Annotated in this window: 18 protein-coding genes; 9 read left to right on the forward strand and 9 right to left on the reverse strand. The window is 61.2% G+C overall.

What is annotated here, in order from left to right:
• Positions 1 to 11: 11 nt before the first annotated feature.
• From ptsP to QMK55_RS18705, 6 genes are all read right to left on the reverse strand, one after another.
• Positions 12 to 2,525, reverse strand: a complete 2,514-nt coding sequence (gene ptsP, locus QMK55_RS18680; protein ID WP_320329722.1) for a phosphoenolpyruvate--protein phosphotransferase — start codon at positions 2,523 to 2,525, stop codon at positions 12 to 14.
• A gap of 34 nt (positions 2,526 to 2,559) precedes the next feature.
• Positions 2,560 to 3,570, reverse strand: coding sequence for an SIS domain-containing protein (locus tag QMK55_RS18685; protein WP_320330266.1), 1,011 nt, complete (start codon positions 3,568 to 3,570; stop codon positions 2,560 to 2,562).
• A complete protein-coding gene (nagA, locus tag QMK55_RS18690) occupies positions 3,563 to 4,669 on the reverse strand; it encodes an N-acetylglucosamine-6-phosphate deacetylase (RefSeq protein ID WP_320329723.1) in 1,107 nt (368 codons plus the stop codon). Before nagA ends, QMK55_RS18685 begins: the two co-directional genes overlap by 8 nt.
• Before the next feature lie 54 nt (positions 4,670 to 4,723).
• Complete coding sequence (locus QMK55_RS18695) at positions 4,724 to 5,455, reverse strand: GntR family transcriptional regulator (RefSeq protein WP_102357580.1); 732 nt, start codon at positions 5,453 to 5,455, stop codon at positions 4,724 to 4,726.
• A gap of 330 nt (positions 5,456 to 5,785) precedes the next feature.
• The gene (locus QMK55_RS18700; protein WP_102357581.1) at positions 5,786 to 6,301 is read right to left on the reverse strand and encodes a L,D-transpeptidase family protein; all 516 of its coding nucleotides are present in this window, start codon (positions 6,299 to 6,301) and stop codon (positions 5,786 to 5,788) included.
• A gap of 49 nt (positions 6,302 to 6,350) precedes the next feature.
• On the reverse strand, positions 6,351 to 6,902 hold the full coding sequence (locus QMK55_RS18705; protein ID WP_025112180.1) for an NUDIX hydrolase: 552 nt from the start codon (positions 6,900 to 6,902) through the stop codon (positions 6,351 to 6,353).
• 146 nt (positions 6,903 to 7,048) lie between these two features.
• On the opposite strand from QMK55_RS18705, the gene QMK55_RS18710 reads away from it, so the two are divergent.
• The 5 genes from QMK55_RS18710 to purT all read left to right on the forward strand — a co-directional run bounded on the left by QMK55_RS18710 (position 7,049) and on the right by purT (position 10,364).
• Positions 7,049 to 7,648, forward strand: coding sequence for a CoA pyrophosphatase (locus tag QMK55_RS18710; RefSeq protein WP_007967803.1), 600 nt, complete (start codon positions 7,049 to 7,051; stop codon positions 7,646 to 7,648).
• Positions 7,649 to 7,695: 47 nt separating this feature from the next.
• A complete protein-coding gene (locus tag QMK55_RS18715; protein ID WP_102357582.1) occupies positions 7,696 to 8,220 on the forward strand; it encodes a gamma carbonic anhydrase family protein in 525 nt (174 codons plus the stop codon).
• Positions 8,217 to 8,432, forward strand: coding sequence for a DUF1289 domain-containing protein (locus QMK55_RS18720; protein WP_102357584.1), 216 nt, complete (start codon positions 8,217 to 8,219; stop codon positions 8,430 to 8,432). The genes QMK55_RS18715 and QMK55_RS18720 overlap by 4 nt, the downstream gene beginning before the upstream one ends.
• Before the next feature lie 183 nt (positions 8,433 to 8,615).
• The gene (locus tag QMK55_RS18725; protein ID WP_102357585.1) at positions 8,616 to 9,083 is read left to right on the forward strand and encodes a preQ0 transporter; all 468 of its coding nucleotides are present in this window, start codon (positions 8,616 to 8,618) and stop codon (positions 9,081 to 9,083) included.
• Positions 9,084 to 9,182: 99 nt separating this feature from the next.
• Positions 9,183 to 10,364, forward strand: coding sequence for a formate-dependent phosphoribosylglycinamide formyltransferase (purT, locus tag QMK55_RS18730; RefSeq protein ID WP_003221968.1), 1,182 nt, complete (start codon positions 9,183 to 9,185; stop codon positions 10,362 to 10,364).
• Positions 10,365 to 10,469: 105 nt separating this feature from the next.
• Here the strand turns inward: purT and QMK55_RS18735 are convergent, their stop codons facing one another.
• The 3 genes from QMK55_RS18735 to QMK55_RS18745 all read right to left on the reverse strand — a co-directional run bounded on the left by QMK55_RS18735 (position 10,470) and on the right by QMK55_RS18745 (position 14,134).
• Entirely contained in the window at positions 10,470 to 11,786 is a 1,317-nt protein-coding gene (locus QMK55_RS18735) for an MFS transporter (protein WP_320329724.1), read from the reverse strand.
• Positions 11,787 to 12,076: 290 nt separating this feature from the next.
• Complete coding sequence (locus QMK55_RS18740) at positions 12,077 to 13,309, reverse strand: transporter associated domain-containing protein (protein ID WP_320329725.1); 1,233 nt, start codon at positions 13,307 to 13,309, stop codon at positions 12,077 to 12,079.
• Positions 13,310 to 13,321: 12 nt separating this feature from the next.
• Positions 13,322 to 14,134, reverse strand: a complete 813-nt coding sequence (locus tag QMK55_RS18745) for an inner membrane protein YpjD (RefSeq protein WP_320329726.1) — start codon at positions 14,132 to 14,134, stop codon at positions 13,322 to 13,324.
• A 195-nt stretch (positions 14,135 to 14,329) separates the two neighbouring features.
• Between QMK55_RS18745 and ffh the strand changes: the two genes are divergently transcribed.
• From ffh to trmD, 4 genes are all read left to right on the forward strand, one after another.
• Entirely contained in the window at positions 14,330 to 15,706 is a 1,377-nt protein-coding gene (gene ffh, locus QMK55_RS18750) for a signal recognition particle protein (protein ID WP_320329727.1), read from the forward strand.
• 251 nt (positions 15,707 to 15,957) lie between these two features.
• Positions 15,958 to 16,209, forward strand: coding sequence for a 30S ribosomal protein S16 (gene rpsP, locus QMK55_RS18755; protein ID WP_003185073.1), 252 nt, complete (start codon positions 15,958 to 15,960; stop codon positions 16,207 to 16,209).
• Positions 16,210 to 16,214: 5 nt separating this feature from the next.
• Positions 16,215 to 16,751 carry a ribosome maturation factor RimM gene (rimM, locus tag QMK55_RS18760; protein ID WP_047292745.1) on the forward strand — a complete coding sequence of 179 codons (537 nt, stop codon included), beginning with the start codon at positions 16,215 to 16,217 and terminating at the stop codon, positions 16,749 to 16,751.
• 3 nt (positions 16,752 to 16,754) lie between these two features.
• Complete coding sequence (gene trmD, locus QMK55_RS18765; RefSeq protein WP_025112189.1) at positions 16,755 to 17,507, forward strand: tRNA (guanosine(37)-N1)-methyltransferase TrmD; 753 nt, start codon at positions 16,755 to 16,757, stop codon at positions 17,505 to 17,507.
• The last annotated feature ends 2 nt before the right edge of the window (positions 17,508 to 17,509 follow it).

The following is a 17,509-nucleotide window of genomic DNA, read 5'->3' on the forward strand; positions in this document are numbered from 1 at the left end:
AGAGCTTGTTGTTAGTGCAGAGGCCAATGCTGGTGGCAGGCGTGACGAACCGCATCGGCGCTGTTCAGTTTGAGCAGGTCATGACTGAGGCGTTGGCATTCGGCCTCGTGCAACTGGCGCACGCGATCCTTGATTTCACCGATCTGCACCGGGCTGACCGACAGTTCAGTCACGCCCAGGCCGATCAGCACTGGTGTTGCCAGCGGATCGGAGGCGAGCGCGCCGCAGACGCCGACCCAGCGCTTGTGCACCGCCGCGCCTGCACAGGTCATGGCGATCAGGCGCAGCAGCGCTGGGTGCAGGGCATCGACCCGGGCGGCGAGGCCTGCGTGATCGCGATCCATAGCCAAGGTGTATTGCGACAGGTCGTTGGTGCCGATCGACAGGAAGTCGGCGTGTTCAGCCAGTTGCTCGGCTTGTAGCGCGGCGGCCGGGACTTCGATCATCACGCCGATTTCCGGGCGCTGGCTGATGTTCAGTTCCAGGCACAGCGCATCGACGCGCTGACGGATGTGCCGCAGTTCATCGACCTCGGTGACCATTGGCAGCAGGATCCGGCAACGCTGCAACGGGCTGACTTGCAGCAGCGCGCGCAGTTGCTGATCGAGGATTTCCGGACGGGCCTGGGCCAGGCGAATACCACGCAGGCCGAGTACCGGGTTGGCTTCGGCGGGCAGCGGCAGGTAGTCGAGTTGTTTATCGCCACCGACGTCGATGGTGCGGATGATCACCGATTTGTCGCCCATCGCATCGAGCACGGCTTGATAGGCGACGCGCTGTTCTTCAACGTCCGGCGCCGTTTGGCGATCAACGAACAAAAACTCGGTGCGCAGCAGACCGACACCGTCGGCACCGTTGGCAAACGCGTCGGCTGCTTCAGCACTTGAAGCGACGTTGGCAACCACTTCGATCGCCACGCCATTGCGCGTTTCGGCGGGCAGGTGCGCCTTGGCTTGTTGTGCATCGCGGCGTTGCTGGCGGTCGATTTGTGCCTGCTGAACTTCGGCCAGACGTTCGGCGCTCGGGGTCAGTTCAAGGCGACCGCCGTCAGCATCCAGCACCACCGACTGCCCTTGCGGCTGATCGAGCAAAGCCGAACCCAACGCAACCATGCACGGCAGACCCTTGCCCCGCGCCAGAATCGCTACGTGCGACGTCGCGCCGCCCTCGGCCATGCACAGCCCGGCGACACCCTGGGCGCTGAGTTGCAGCAGATCCGACGGCGTCAGTTCATGCGCAGCAACGATGGCGCCGGCCGGCACGTCGTAATGCCAGGCTTCGCCAAGCAATGCGCGCAGCACGCGTTGCTTGAGGTCGCGCAGGTCGTTGGCGCGTTCGGCCAACAGTGCACTGCCGGTGTGTTGCAGCACTTCGCACTGCACATCGATCGACTGACTCCAGGCGTGAGTCGCCGCCGTGCCTTGCTCGATGGACTGCTGCGCGGCGTCGAGCAGGGCCGGGTCTTCGAGCAGTGCCAGATGCGCAGCGAAGATCGCTTCTTCGTCGGTGTTCTTGTGCTTTTTCGCTTGGACGAGTGTGGCGTGGATTTCGTTGCGAACCTGATTCAACGCCGACTCAAGAACCTGCTCTTGCACCAGCGGATCGTGATTGCCCGCATCGGCTGGCAGGTGGATCGCGTTCAGGCGAAACAGCGGCCCGCCGACCAGTCCCGGCGCGGCGCACACACCCTGCAACACGCCAGCCTCGGTCGGACGTTTGCGCGGTGCAGCGCTGACCGGGGCGGCGGCGTGATGGTCCTCGGGCAGGGCGGTGGCCAACGCGCTGAGCAACGCTTGCAGCGCGGCTTCGGCATCCGGTCCCTGACAGCTGACCTGCACTTCGTCCCGCTCACCGACGGCCAACCCCATCAGCCCGATCAAGCTGTTGCACGGCGCCGATTTACCGGCGAAGTGCAACTGCGACTGGCTTTTGAAGCCTTGTGCGGTCTGGCGAATCAGCGCAGCGGGGCGCGCATGCAGACCGCCACGATGAGCCACCAACACATGACCATGAACCTGCGGCCCGTCGACGGCTTCAGCATTCGCCGCCAAACCGGTGCGTGCGATGATGTGCAGCAACGGCTCGCCAACCTTCACCGCTTTAAGCGTGATCGGCCGCACCTGAAAATCCTGGCTGTTGGTCAGGATCAACAGGCTGACGAGGCTTTTGCATTGCTGGCCGACCTTGTCCAGGTCATAGCGCAACAGCGGCTGACCCTTGGTTACTCGACCACCTTCCTTGACCAGCATCGAGAAGCCCTCACCGTTCAACTCAACGGTGTCGAGGCCCAGATGCAGGAGGATTTCCGCGCCGTTGTCGGCGCGTACAGTGAGCGCGTGGCCGGTGCGCGCGACGTGAATGATCACTCCGGCGCACGGCGAGTACAGCGTGTCGTTGATCGGGTCGATGGCAATGCCGTCACCCATGGCGCCGCTGGCGAACACCGCGTCCGGGACTTTGGCGAGCGTGAGCACCGGGCCGCTGAGCGGGGCGCTGAGGGTCAGCTCTTTATTGTTGTTGTGCATGGCTCGGTCTCATCAGGTCTGCAATCATTCGGACTTAGTGTGTACGGGTCACTTTGCTCAGGTGGCGCGGCTGATCCGGGTCCATGCCCCGGGCCACGGCCAGGCCTGCGGCCATCACGTAGAAACTCTGGATCGCCAGAATCGGGTCGAGGGCCGGGTGTTCGGCGCGGCTCAGGGTCAGGTCGCGTTCAGTCACATCGTCCGGTGCGGCCAGCAACACGCGGGCGCCGCGTTGACGCATTTCCGCCGCGAGGCTGATCAGTCCGGCCTGCTCGGCACCGCGTGGCGCGAACACCAGCAGAGGGTAGTGCTCGTCGATCAGGGCCATCGGGCCGTGACGGACTTCGGCGCTGCTGAACGCTTCAGCCTGAATCGCCGAGGTTTCCTTGAATTTCAGTGCAGCCTCTTGGGCGATGGAAAAACCGGCGCCACGGCCGATAACCATCAGGCGTTCGCAATCGCGCAGGGCTTCGATGGCCACGCTCCAGTCCTGTTGCGCGGCTTCGCGCAGGCCTTCGGGCAGGGCGTTGTGTGCTTGCAGCAGTTCGCTGTCTTCTTTCCAGTGCGCGATCAGGCGGGCGCTGGCGCTGAGGGTGGCGATGAAACTCTTTGTCGCGGCAACGCTGCTTTCGGTGCCGGCCAGCAACGGCAGGCTGAATTCACACGCGGCTTCCAGTGGCGAATCAGCCGCGTTGACCATCGAAACACTCAGCGCGCCGCGCTTGCGCAACAGACGCAGGCTGTTGACCAGATCCGGGCTCTGACCCGATTGCGAGAACGCGAACGCCACCTGACCGCTGACCTTCAACGGCGCCTGTTGCATGGTCACCACCGACATCGGCAGCGACGCCACCGGTACACCCAGTTGCTGCATGGTCAGGTAGGCGAAGTAGCTCGCCGCGTGGTCGGAGCTGCCGCGGGCGACGGTCATCGCCACTTGCGGTGGCTGACGGCGCAGGCGCCCGGCGATCTCGATCATTTGCGGGTCGAGCTGTTGCAGTTGGGCTTGCACGGCCTCGAACGAGGACAGCGCCTCTTCAAGCATTTTTGAAGTCAATGTCTTCTCCTTCGACCATGACGGCGGTCAGTGTGAGTGAGCGATCCAGCCGCACGCAGTCGGCCCAGGCGCCAGCTGCAAGGCGCCCGCGTTCGGTGATGCCGAGGTAATCGGCGGGAAATTGCGAAAGACGTTGCGAGGCTTCGGCGATCGGCAAACCGATCTTCACCAGGTTGCGCAGGGCCTGATCCATGGTCAGGGTGCTGCCGGCCAAGGTGCCGTCGGGCAGGCGCACGCCGCCCAGGCATTTGGTCACGGTGTGGCTACCAAGCTTGTATTCACCGTCGGGCATGCCGGCGGCAGCGGTCGAATCGGTGACGCAATACAGGCACGGGATCGAGCGCAGGGCCACACGAATGGCGCCGGGGTGCACGTGCAGCAAGTCGGGGATCAGCTCGGCGAATTTGGCGTGGGCCAGTGCGGCGCCAACGATCCCCGGCTCGCGGTGATGCAGCGGGCTCATGGCGTTGTAGAGGTGGGTGAAACTGGTCGCGCCGGCATCGAGTGCAGCGACACCTTCTTCGTAACTGCCAAGGGTGTGGCCGATCTGCATGCGCACGCCACGGTTGCTCAACTCGCGGATCAAGGCGTCGTGACCGGCGATTTCCGGGGCGATGGTGATCACCCGGATCGGCGCCAGCGCCAGGTATTCTTCGACTTCGGCCATCAACGCGGTGTGAGCGAAGTTCGGTTGCGCACCGAGTTTGCCAGGATTGATGTACGGGCCTTCGAGGTGCACGCCGAGGACGCGCGCGGTACCTTTCGGACGCTGTTCGCAGAATTCTCCGACCGCCCTCAACACGCTGGAGATCTCGGCGCTCGGTGCGGTCATGGTGGTGGCCAGCAGCGAGGTGGTGCCGAAACGCACGTGGGTCCTGGTGATGGTCTCGAAGGCGCTCGCGCCTTCCATGATGTCTTTGCCGCCACCGCCGTGGACGTGCAGGTCGATGAAACCCGGCAGCAGATAGGGCAGGTCATTGTCGGCCGGATCGCAAGGCACGCCTTCGATCGACACGATTTTGCCGTGTTCGTGGATCAGCCGGCCGCGAACCCAGCCGCTGGCGGTGAGGATGTTGTCTTCAGACATTTCGGTTCTCGCTTTGGGCCGCCTCAGCGGCGCAGCTCGTTATCTACGAAGTTTTTATCTACGAAGCTCTGCAACAAAGTCGTAGTAGTCGTTGCGGCAATAGGTGTCGGTGACTTCGATCGGCGTGTTGTCTTCCAGATAGCCGACTCGGGTCATCAGCAGCATGGCGGTGCCGGGAGCGATGCCGACCAGCGCGGCGAACTCGTCCGAGGCGTTGATCGCCTGGATGTGCTGCAGGGCGCGGACGATCGGTTTACCGATGCCGTCGAGGTATTCGTAGAGTGAATCGCCGACCAATTGCGGCTTGGGCATGATCGAGGCGGGCAGGGTACTCATCTCGATGGCCATGACGGTGTCATCGGCTTTGCGCAGACGCTTCATGCGCGCGACCTTGTCGTTCGGCGACAGGCTGAGGCGGATCAGTTCTTCGTGAGTCGGCAGGGTGACTTCGCGCTCCAGCCACTGCGAGCTGGGGACGAAACCCTTGAGGCGGAGCATTTCGCTGAAACCGGAGAGGCGCGACAGTGGTTGTTCCAGGCGTGGCGTGATGAATGTGCCGGAACCTTGCAGGCGGCGGATCAGACCTTGATCGAGCAGCACTTCCAGGGCCTTGCGGGCGGTGACCCGGGAGATACCGAGCTGCTCGCTGAGGTTGCGCTCGGACGGCATCGCCTGCTCGGCCTTCCACTGCCCGGCATGGATCGCCGATTCCAGGTTGCGCGCCAGTTGCAGGTACAGCGGCGTCGGCTGGGAGTCATCTGGGCGTAGGGCCTGGAGGTCGTTCATGTAGGTCATTTCCGACGCGAGTATAGGATTGTTGTGGCTCGCTTGTGGGGCGGAAATTAATACCACTTGAATACCATGTCAACGCGAGGAATTGGCCTGTAGCCCAATGAAATGGCGGGCTGTGGGTAGGTTGTCTTGAAGTGGTATTAGAGGTGGCATGCAGAACGCAAAAGATCGCAGCCTGTGGCCGCGCCTTCAGTGGGAAGTGGTATCAACCCTGAAGGCGCGGCCACAGGCTGCGATCTTTTGATTTATTTTTTATCGCCGACCGACGGTAATGGCTGAAAGAGCACTTTGTGGCGAGGGGATTTAGCGAAACGTTGCCACAGGTTAAGGGCGAATCTCGATCATCGTGCCGTCCGGCACCAGGCCCCAGACCTCACGCATGTCCATGTTGCGCATGGCGATGCAGCCGTCGGTCCAGTCCAGGGTATGGAACAGGTCTTCAGGCGTTTCTTCCGAATCCGGGGTGCCGTGGATCATGATCATCCCGCCAGGCTCGACGCCTTCACGCCGGGCGCGCGCCGAATCGCTGATGTTCGGATAGGAGATGTGCATCGCCAGATTGAACTTGTCGCTGACCTTGCGCCAGTCGATCCAATAGAAACCTTCCGGGGTGCGTTTGTCGCCTTCGATCAGTTTCGGACCTTTTTTCGCGCCCTTGCCCAGGGAGATGCGATAGGTCTTGATCGGCTTTCCATCGGCAATCAACTGCAGTTGGTGCGCCGATTTGAGCACCAGTATTTTTTCGATCAGCGGCGTATTCGAGGGCGTCACGGTGGTCACGAAGGACGCTTGTGAGACCGTGGCGAACGACAGGCAAAGCAGGGCAAGCAACCAGCGCATTGAAACGATTCCCCAGGGAGTGACGCAGATATTTTAGTTATGGACGCTTTCAGGTGATGGCAGGCTGAGCCAGCGGCGGTATCGATTCGGAGCGAACCGGGTAGGTTTCGGCGCGGCGGTCAGCGAAAAAGCATTCTAAGGTACGCCCCACCGTGCGGAAAGCCAGCTCGTCCCAGGGAATGTCGGCTTCGTCGAATAGTTGTACTTCGAGGCTCTCGGGGCCGGCGGCAAAGTCCAGGTCCGCCAGTTCTGCGCGGAAAAACACATGCACCTGGCTGATGTGCGGCACGTCGATCAGCGTATAGATGCTCAGGTTGCGCACCCGGGCGCAGGCTTCCTCGGCGGTTTCGCGAATCGCGGCCTGCTCGATGGTCTCGCCGTTTTCCATGAAACCGGCAGGCAGCGTCCAGTAGCCGAGCCGTGGCTCGATGGCGCGGCGGCAGAGCAGCACCTGACGGCCCCAGGTCGCGACACAACCGGCGACGATATTGGGGTTTTGATAGTGAATGGTCTGACAGCTATCACAGACAAATCGCAGCCGCGAATCGCCTTCGGGAATGCGCTGGGTCACCGGGTTGCCGCACTGGCTGCAAAATTTCATGCTGGGGTTCCTGAATGCTGCGCCTATCTTGGCGTGCAGCGGTGCCGGTCGGCAAGTTGTCGTTTCGCGACATGGCCTGGCGAAGGGCTTGGGCGGCTGCAATGATTGGTGCATGATGCAGGGTAAGGCACAGATCGAGAACACTCATGCTGGACGAGCTACTGCATAGGGTAAGCAACCACACACCGCGCACGCTGGAGACCGATAAACGTTTCCCCGAGGCCGCTGTTCTGGTGCCGATCACCCGCAGTGACGAGCCCGAGCTGGTGCTGACCCTGCGCGCCAGCGGCCTCTCGACCCATGGCGGCGAAGTGGCGTTCCCCGGCGGGCGCCGTGACCCGGAAGACCCTGACCTGATTTTCACTGCACTGCGCGAAGCCGAGGAAGAAATCGGTCTGCCGCCGGGGCTGGTCGAGGTCATCGGCCCGCTCAGCCCGCTGATTTCGTTGCATGGCATCAAGGTCACGCCTTATGTCGGAGTGATCCCGGACTTTGTCGAGTACCAGGCCAACGATGCCGAGATCGCTGCAGTCTTCAATGTGCCGCTGGAGTTCTTCCGCAAAGACCCGCGTGAACATACACACCGTATCGATTACCAGGGCCGCAGTTGGTACGTGCCGAGTTATCGTTACGGTGAATTCAAGATCTGGGGGCTGACGGCGATCATGATCGTCGAGCTGATCAACCTGCTCTATGACGAACAGATCAGCCTGCACCATCCCCCTAAAAGCTATATCAATACCTGAAGCCATCGCTCGAATGGCCCGTCATCGTGAGCCCTGAGGAAAACAAGATGAAATACCGCCTGGGTGACGCCCGCGTCGACGCCCACCCGCAGAGCTGGGTCGCCCCCAATGCCGTGCTGGTGGGCAAGGTCAGACTGGAAGAGGGCGCCAACGTCTGGTTCAACGCCGTGTTGCGCGGCGACAACGAACTGATCCTGATCGGCAAGAACAGCAATGTCCAGGACGGCACGGTGATGCACACCGACATGGGCTACCCGTTGACCATCGGCACCGGTGTGACCATCGGCCACAACGCCATGCTGCATGGCTGTACCGTCGGCGATTACAGCCTGATCGGCATCAACGCGGTGATTCTCAACGGTGCAAAGATCGGCAAGAACTGCATCATCGGCGCCAATTCGCTGATCGGCGAAGGCAAGGAAATCCCTGATGGCTCGCTGGTGATGGGCTCGCCGGGCAAGGTCGTGCGTGAACTGACCGAGCCGCAGAAGAAAATGCTCGAAGCCAGCGCCGCTCACTATGTGCATAACTCGCAGCGTTACGCGCGTGATCTGGTCGAGCAAGAAGAATGAACGCACCCGAAAGACCCGTCGCCTCGCCGTGCGTGAATATCTGCGCACTGGATGAGGACGATATTTGCACCGGCTGCCAGCGCACGGTCGAGGAGATCACCCGTTGGGGCCGCATGACCAACGACGAGCGGCGGGTGGTGCTTGGCCTGTGTCATGAGCGAGCGAAGGCGAGTGGGTTGGTGTGGATGATCCCCGGGAAATCTGGCGTCTGAGACGACGCCTTCGCGAGCAAGCCCGCTCCTACATTTGATCTGTGCCTGCCCCGCCATTCGGATTCACTGAAGATCCAGTGTGGGAGCGGGCTTGCTCGCGAAGAGGCCGGCACAGTCGCGACTTCTTATTGGCCCAACTCCCAGCCTGAAGTAACCTGTGCGCCAATCTGAAAGGTCGCTTCCATGATTTTCCTCATCGCCTACATCAGCAGCGTCGTGCTGATCAACTTCGCCTTCTCCACCGCTCCACACCTGGACATCATCTGGTCGGCCTGGGGCGGGCTGGTGTTCGTGTTGCGCGACATGGTGCAGACCCGCTTCGGCCACGGTGCCATTGCGGCAATGTTGGTGGCACTGGTGTTGTCTTACGTTACGTCCGATCCGTCCATCGCCCTGGCCAGCGCCACGGCGTTCGCGATCTCCGAATGCATCGACTGGCTGGTGTTCAGCGTCACCAAACGCCCGCTGCGTGACCGCTTGTGGATCAGCTCGGCGCTGAGCATTCCGCTCGATACCTTCATCTTTTTCGGCATGATCGACCTGATGACGCCACCGGTGATCATCACCGCGCTGGTCTCGAAGTTCGCTGGTGTCACTGCCGTTTGGCTGATCATGGCCTGGCGCGAGCGCAAACAGGCTGTCGCCAGCTAAGCCAAACCCTGCGGTTCATGTAAAATGCCGCGCTTTCTCCCCATGGAAAGCGCGTCTGGCGTTGCTTTCCTCGATGATCCGCTTCTTTGAGGACCTGAGATGACCCGTATCGGAACTCCATTGTCGCCGACCGCGACCCGCGTATTGCTGTGTGGCTGTGGTGAGCTGGGCAAGGAAGTGGTGATCGAGCTGCAACGCCTGGGCGTTGAAGTGATTGCCGTCGACCGTTACGCCAACGCGCCGGCCATGCAGGTTGCCCATCGCAGCCACGTGATCAACATGCTCGACGGCGCCGCGCTGCGTGCGGTAATCGAAGCCGAGAAGCCGCACTTCATCGTGCCGGAAATCGAAGCCATCGCCACCGCCACGCTGGTCGAGCTGGAAGCCGAAGGCTTCACCGTGATCCCGACCGCGCGCGCCGCACAGCTGACCATGAACCGTGAAGGCATCCGTCGTCTGGCCGCTGAAGAGCTGGACCTGCCGACCTCGCCGTACCACTTTGCCGACACCTTCGAGGACTACAGCAAAGCCGTCCAGGACCTGGGCTTCCCGTGCGTGGTCAAGCCAGTGATGAGCTCGTCGGGTAAAGGCCAGAGCCTGCTGCGCAGCGCCGATGACGTGCAGAAAGCCTGGGACTACGCGCAAGAGGGCGGCCGCGCCGGCAAAGGCCGGGTGATCATCGAAGGCTTCATCGATTTCGACTACGAAATCACCCTGCTGACCGTGCGCCACATCGGTGGCACCACGTTCTGCGCACCAGTCGGCCACCGTCAGGAGAAGGGCGACTATCAGGAATCCTGGCAGCCGCAGGCCATGAGCCCGATTGCCCTGGCGGAGTCCGAGCGCGTGGCCAAAGCCGTGACCGAGGCACTGGGTGGCCGTGGTCTGTTCGGTGTCGAGTTGTTCATCAAGGGTGATCAGGTATGGTTCAGCGAAGTTTCGCCGCGCCCGCACGACACCGGTCTGGTGACCCTGATTTCCCAGGATCTGTCGCAATTCGCGCTGCATGCGCGCGCCATTCTTGGCCTGCCGGTGCCGCTGATCCGTCAGTTCGGCCCGTCGGCTTCGGCGGTGATTCTGGTGGAAGGGCAGTCGACCCAGACGGCCTTCGCCAACCTTGGTGCTGCGCTGAGCGAGCCGGATACGGCGTTGCGTCTGTTCGGCAAGCCTGAAGTCAATGGTCAGCGCCGCATGGGCGTGGCATTGGCGCGGGATGAGTCGATCGAGGCTGCGCGTGCCAAGGCGACCCGCGCGGCTCAGGCTGTTGTTGTAGAGCTGTAAACCGAGGCACGACATTCGCAAGCAAGCCCGCTCCTACAACAGGTTTTGTGTACGCCACAGATCCAATGTGGGGGCGGGCTTGCTCGCGAAGCTTTTGATCTTCTGTCAGGCAACCTGATTCAGATCGTTATTCTTCGTTTCCTTCAGGCACAACACCGCAATCAGGCTCAGCACCGCTGCCCCCGACACATACCCGCCGACATAACTCAAACCGCCCATCGCCACCAGCTTCTGCGCAAAGAACGGTGCCGCCGAGGCGCCGACGATCCCGCCCAGGTTGTACGCGGCCGATGCGCCGGTATAGCGCACATGCGTCGGAAACAGTTCTGGCAGCAGCGCACCCATTGGCGCAAATGTCACGCCCATCAGGAACAGCTCGATGCACAGGAACAGTGCCACGCCCCAGGTCGAACCCTGCGTCAGCAACGGCTCCATCAGGAATCCGGATACAATTGCCAGCACGCCCCCGATGATCAGTACCGGTTTACGCCCGTAACGGTCACTGGCCCAGGCGGACAACGGTGTCGCCGCAGCCATGAACAGCACGGCAAAACACAGCAAGCCAAGGAAGGTCTCACGGCTGTAGCCGAGGGTGGACACGCCGTAGCTCAGGGAAAACACCGTCGAGATGTAAAACAGCGCATAGCACACCACCATCGCCGCCGCGCCGAGCAAGGTCGGCGCCCAGTATTGGCTGAACAGTTCGACCAGCGGCACTTTCACCCGCTCCTGACGGGCAATCGCATTGGCGAACACCGGGGTTTCGTGGAGCTTGAGGCGCACGTACAGGCCGACCATCACCAGTATCGCGCTGAGCAGAAACGGAATCCGCCAGCCCCAACTGCGGAACTGTTCGTCATTGAGGGTCATGGCCAGGGTCAGAAACAGCCCGTTGGCCGCGAGAAAGCCGATCGACGGGCCAAGTTGCGGGAACATGCCGAACCACGCCCGCTTGCCCTTGGGCGCGTTTTCCGTGGCCAGCAGTGCTGCGCCGCCCCATTCACCACCCAGTCCCAAACCCTGACCGAAGCGCAACACGCACAGCAGAATCGGCGCCCAGGCACCGATGCTGGCGTAACCCGGCAGCACGCCAATCAGCGTGGTGCAGACACCCATCAGCAACAGCGAGGCGACCAGCGTCGATTTGCGTCCGATGCGGTCACCGAAGTGGCCGAACAGCGCCGAGCCCAGCGGTCTGGCGAGGAAGGCGATGCCGAAGGTGAGAAATGCCGAGAGCATCTGCGCGGTTCCGGAGGTCTGCGGAAAGAACACCGGCCCGATCACCAGCGCGGCGGCGGTGGCGTAGACATAGAAGTCGTAGAACTCGATAGCGGTGCCGATGAAGCTCGCCGTCGCTACGCGGGTGGCGGAGTTGGTCGGCTGGGCAGGCGCTGTGGCGCTATAAGCGGTACTGGTCGTCATGCGGTGATCCCTGACAGTCATGGCTCCGTTGGAGCGAATTATTATGGTCGAACACCCAGGGATGTGGGATGAGGCGCGTCGCTGTTTCGAGTAGGAACAGTCGTCGGGGCGGTGCGGAAATAGCCGAAGCCGCAGGAGTGCAGGGTAGGCACAGGGCTCGACGGCGCTAGGGTAAGCGTTTCGATTATAGGAAGGGGGCTAACGATTGAACAAGCTCTAAAAAGGGACGCGAGGGCGTGGCCTTTGTGGCGAGGGGGCAAGCCCGCTCGCCACAGAGAATGGTGCATGTCTTAAATGACGGCCGGCACCGAAGAGGTATGCCAGATCAGGACTTTGCTCACCCGGTTCTCCTCGGTTTCGAGAATCTCCAGCCGGTAACGCCCGATTTTCAGGCACACCGCGCTTTCCGGAATGCTCTCCAGCGCTTCGGTCACCAGGCCGTTGAGGGTTTTCGGCCCGTCGCTCGGCAAATGCCAACCCAGGCATTTGTTCAGTTCGCGGATCGACGCAGTACCATCAATGACCATGCGCCCGTCGGCCTGTGGATGGATGTGCGGGTTGTCGAGGCTGTGTTCGCTTTCGAATTCGCCGACGATCTCTTCGAGAATGTCTTCCAGGGTGACGATGCCCAGTACTTCGCCGTACTCGTCCACCACCATGCCCAGGCGGCGCTGCTGTTTATGGAAGTTCAGCAGTTGCAGTTGCAGCGGCGTGCTTTCCGGGACGAAATACGGTTCGTAGCTGGCGGCCAGCAGCGCCTCGCGGGTCAGCTTGCCATCGTTGAGCAGATGGCGGATCTGCCGGGTGTTGAGCACTGCTTCGACCTGGTTGATGTCGCTGTGGAACACCGGCAGGCGCGTGCGCTTGTTGTGGCGCAGTTGTTCGATGATCTCTTCGATCGAGTCGTCGAGGTTGATGCCGTCGACATCGCTGCGCGGCACCAGAATGTCATTGACCGTGATGTTGTCCAGCGCGTGGATCCCCGCAACCGGATGGGTACGAGACGGATGTTCCGGGTCGTCGTTTCGGTCAGCAGGCTCTTCGTCTTCGCTCTGTTGCACCACTTGAGTCTTGCGGGCGAACGGGCGAATCAGCAAGCCGCTGATGCTGCTCAGTAGCCAGGCCAGCGGGTAAAGGATTTTCAGCGGTATGGCCAGCAGGGTATTGCCGAAGGACAGCACGGCCTCCGGATAACGCTGGGCCACTGTGCGCGGAAAGTAATCGGCAAACACCAGCAACACTGCAGCGGCGCCGAGGCAGGCTGCCCAAGGCCCGTTCTCTTCGCAAAGGAAGATCGCCAGCAATGTGGCAATGACCACTGCCAGGGCGCGGCACAGGGTGTTACACAGAATCAGGCTGTCGAGCGGGAAGCTCAGCTTCGCCAGCGGTTTGTCGCTGGCGCGCGAGGCGGTGCGCTGCGCGAGCAGGTGCTGCTGCGCGATTTCGACGGCGGTAAATAGCCCCGACCATAAAATCAGCAGGACAAACACCGCGAGCATCGGCCCTATGGGCAAACCGTCCATTTATGCCGCCCGTCAGATGTGCAGGATGTATTCACGAACCAGTTTGCTGCCGAAATACGCCAACATCAGCAGGCAGAAACCGGCGAGGGTCCAGCGAATCGCCTTGTGACCGCGCCAGCCGAGGCGGTTGCGACCCCACAACAGCACGCTGAACACGACCCAGGCCAGGCATGCCAGCAGGGTCTTGTGCACCAGATGCTGGGCGAACAGGTTTTCGACGAACAGCCAGCCGGAGATCAGCGACAGCGACAGCAGCGTCCAGCCGGCCCAGAGGAAACCGAACAGCAGGCTTTCCATGGTTTGCAGCGGCGGGAAGTTCTTGATCAGGCCCGACGGGTGCTTGTGCTTGAGTTGGTGATCCTGGACCAGCAGCAGCAAGGCCTGGAATACCGCGATGGTGAACATTCCGTAAGCCAGGATCGACAGCAGGATGTGGGCGAGGATGCCCGGCTCTTCGTCGATGATCTGCACCGTGCCGGCAGGCGCGAACTGCGCCAGCAGCACCGTCGCCGCGCCCAGCGGGAACAACAGCACCAGCAGGTTTTCCACCGGGATCCGCGAGCAGGCCAGCAGCGTCAAGGCGATGACCGCGGCGGCAATCAGGCTGGCGGCGCTGAAGAAATCCAGGCCCAGGCCGATCGGCGTCAGCAGGTGGGTGAGCAGGCTGGCGCTGTGGGCCAGCACGGCAAGGACGCCGAGCGTAACCAGCAGGCGCTTGTTCGCCTTGGCGCCGGAGGCCAGGCGGGTGCCCTGATAAAGGGTCGCAGCGGCATAAAGGAGAGCGGCGGCGAGCGTGGTCAGCAAACTGGGTGATAAGGGGAGCATAAATCCTGTTAGGCAGGCCCGAAAGGCGCTGAGTTTGGCATAGAACCGCCACACCACGAAAGTGCGAGGTGTCCGCCCGACGCAGTCTTCGCTATAATCCGCGACCTGCCCACGCCGCAGGCTCGCCGAGCACATGTTGAATCCGGTCTGGGCCGCCATTATCCCGGTCTACACAGGGCCTGAAAGGATCGCGCAATGTTTGAAAACTTAACCGACCGTCTCTCGCAGACGCTGCGCCATGTCACCGGCAAGGCGAAGCTGACTGAAGACAATATCAAAGACACCTTGCGCGAAGTGCGCATGGCGTTGCTCGAAGCCGACGTCGCCCTGCCGGTGGTCAAGGACTTCGTCAATTCGGTCAAGGAGCGCGCTGTCGGCACCGAGGTGTCGCGCAGCCTGACGCCGGGCCAGGCATTCGTGAAGATCGTCCAGGCCGAACTCGAAAGCCTGATGGGCGCGGCCAACGAAGATTTGAACCTGAGTGCCGTACCGCCAGCCGTCATTCTGATGGCCGGTCTGCAGGGTGCCGGTAAAACCACCACTGCCGGCAAGCTGGCGCGCTTCCTTAAAGAGCGCAAGAAGAAGTCGGTCATGGTGGTGTCGGCGGACGTTTATCGTCCTGCGGCTATTAAACAGCTGGAAACCCTGGCCAACGACATCGGCGTGACGTTCTTCCCGTCCGACCTGAGCCAGAAGCCGGTCGACATCGCCAATGCGGCTATTAAAGAAGCCAAACTGAAATTCATCGACGTGGTCATCGTCGATACCGCCGGTCGTCTGCACATCGACGAAGAGATGATGGGCGAGATCAAGGCGCTGCACGCTGCGATCAACCCGGTCGAAACCCTGTTCGTGGTCGACGCCATGACCGGTCAGGACGCCGCCAACACGGCCAAGGCCTTCGGCGATGCGCTGCCACTGACCGGTGTGATCCTGACCAAGGTCGACGGCGACGCCCGTGGCGGTGCCGCACTGTCGGTACGTGCGATCACCGGCAAGCCGATCAAGTTCATCGGTATGGGCGAGAAGAGCGAAGCGCTCGATCCGTTCCATCCTGAGCGTATCGCTTCGCGAATCCTCGGCATGGGCGACGTGCTCAGCCTGATCGAACAGGCCGAAGCGACCCTCGACAAGGACAAGGCCGACAAGCTTGCTAAAAAGCTGAAGAAGGGCAAGGGCTTCGACCTCGAAGACTTCCGCGATCAGCTGCAACAAATGAAGAACATGGGCGGCCTCGGTGGGCTCATGGACAAGCTGCCGAGCATCGGCGGCGTCAACCTGTCGCAGATGGGCAATGCCCAGAACGCTGCAGAGAAGCAGTTCAAACAGATGGAAGCCATCATCAATTCCATGACCCCGGCCGAGCGCCGCGACCCTGAGCTGATCAGCGGTTCGCGCAAACGCCGGATCGCCATGGGTTCCGGTACCCAGGTGCAGGACATCGGTCGCTTGATCAAGCAGCACAAGCAGATGCAAAAGATGATGAAGAAATTCTCCGCCAAGGGCGGAATGGCGAAAATGATGCGCGGCATGGGCGGAATGTTGCCCGGCGGCGGCATGCCCAAGATGTAAAGAATTTGCGCCGGTCGTCGCACCGGCGCAGACCCCGCAAGGACGCGGGATCAACAGCAAACCCGCACTCGGCGGGAGCTGACTGGCCGTTTTCATCGACGGCTCTATATGCAAATCCGCACGGCATGCCATAGGCGCCGGAAAAAGTCATTTGCAAAAGTCCGGATATTCCTTAGAATATGCGGCCTTTCGGGCACCCATGCCCGCTGTGCATTTAGATTTGCAGCACCGACTACAGGAACGATGTTCACATGCTAACAATCCGTCTTGCCCTTGGCGGCTCCAAAAAGCGCCCGTTTTACCACCTGACCGTAACCGACTCGCGTAACCCGCGTGACGGCTCCCACAAAGAACAGGTTGGTTTCTTCAACCCTGTTGCCCGTGGTCAGGAAATCCGTCTGTCCGTGAACCAAGAGCGCGTTGCCTACTGGCTGAGCGTTGGTGCACAGCCTTCTGAGCGTGTTGCTCAGTTGCTGAAGGAATCTGCCAAGGCTGCAGCCTGAGCAGTATGAGCGCGACGCCAGAAAAAGCTGATGACCTGATCGTTGTCGGCAAGATTTTTTCGGTTCACGGCGTTCGCGGCGAGGTGAAGGTCTTTTCCTTTACCGATCCGATTGAAAACCTGTTGGATTACCGCAACTGGACGCTTCGGCGCGAAGGCGTGGTCAAGCAGGTCGAGCTGGTCAGCGGCCGATCCACTCAAAAGGATCTGGTTGCCAAGCTCAAAGGCCTCGACGATCGTGATGAAGCCCGTCTTCTGAGCGGTTATGAGATTTGCATCTCGCGAAGCCTTTTGCCCAACCTGACAGGCGACGAGTACTACTGGTACCAGTTGCAGGGTCTGAGCGTCATCAACCAGGACGAGCAATTGTTCGGCAAGGTTGATCACCTGTTGGAGACCGGCGCGAACGATGTATTGGTGGTCAAGCCCTGCGCGGGCAGCCTGGATGATCGTGAGCGGTTGTTGCCCTACACAGAGCAATGCGTGCTGACAATCGACCTGGATGCAGGCGTGATGAGGGTGGAATGGGACGCGGACTTCTAAGCAATGGCCAGCCTGCGCGTAGACGTCATAACGTTGTTCCCCGAGATGTTCTCGGCCATCAGTGAATACGGCATTACCAGTCGAGCGGTGAAACAGGGGCTGTTGCAGCTGACCTGTTGGAACCCGCGGGATTACACGACGGATCGGCATCACACTGTGGACGATCGCCCGTTTGGCGGTGGTCCGGGCATGGTGATGAAGATCAAGCCCCTGGAAGATGCTCTGGTTCAGGCCAAGGCAGCAGCCGGGGAGGCGGCGAAGGTGATTTACCTGTCCCCCCAAGGCCGTCAACTGACTCAGTCGGCGGTACGCGAGTTGGCACAATCGGATGCATTGATCCTGATTGCCGGCCGCTATGAAGGCATTGACGAGCGCTTTATTGAGGCTCATGTCGATGAAGAGTGGTCGATTGGTGACTATGTACTGTCTGGCGGCGAGCTGCCGGCCATGGTCATGATCGATGCGGTTACACGACTGCTGCCTGGAGCTTTAGGGCATGCGGATTCCGCTGAGGAAGATTCCTTTACGGATGGTCTGCTGGATTGCCCGCACTACACCCGACCTGAGGTGTATGCGGATCAGCGTGTTCCCGACGTGTTGCTAAGTGGCAATCACGCGCATATCCGGCGTTGGCGTTTACAGCAGTCCCTTATCAGGACTTATGAACGACGCGCCGATCTTCTGGAAAGCCGCTCGCTTTCTGGAGAAGAGAAGAAGCTGCTCGAGGAATACATCCGCGAGCGGGACGATAGTTAACA

Source organism: Pseudomonas sp. P8_229 (assembly GCF_034008635.1).
In the GTDB taxonomy this organism is placed as follows: domain Bacteria; phylum Pseudomonadota; class Gammaproteobacteria; order Pseudomonadales; family Pseudomonadaceae; genus Aquipseudomonas.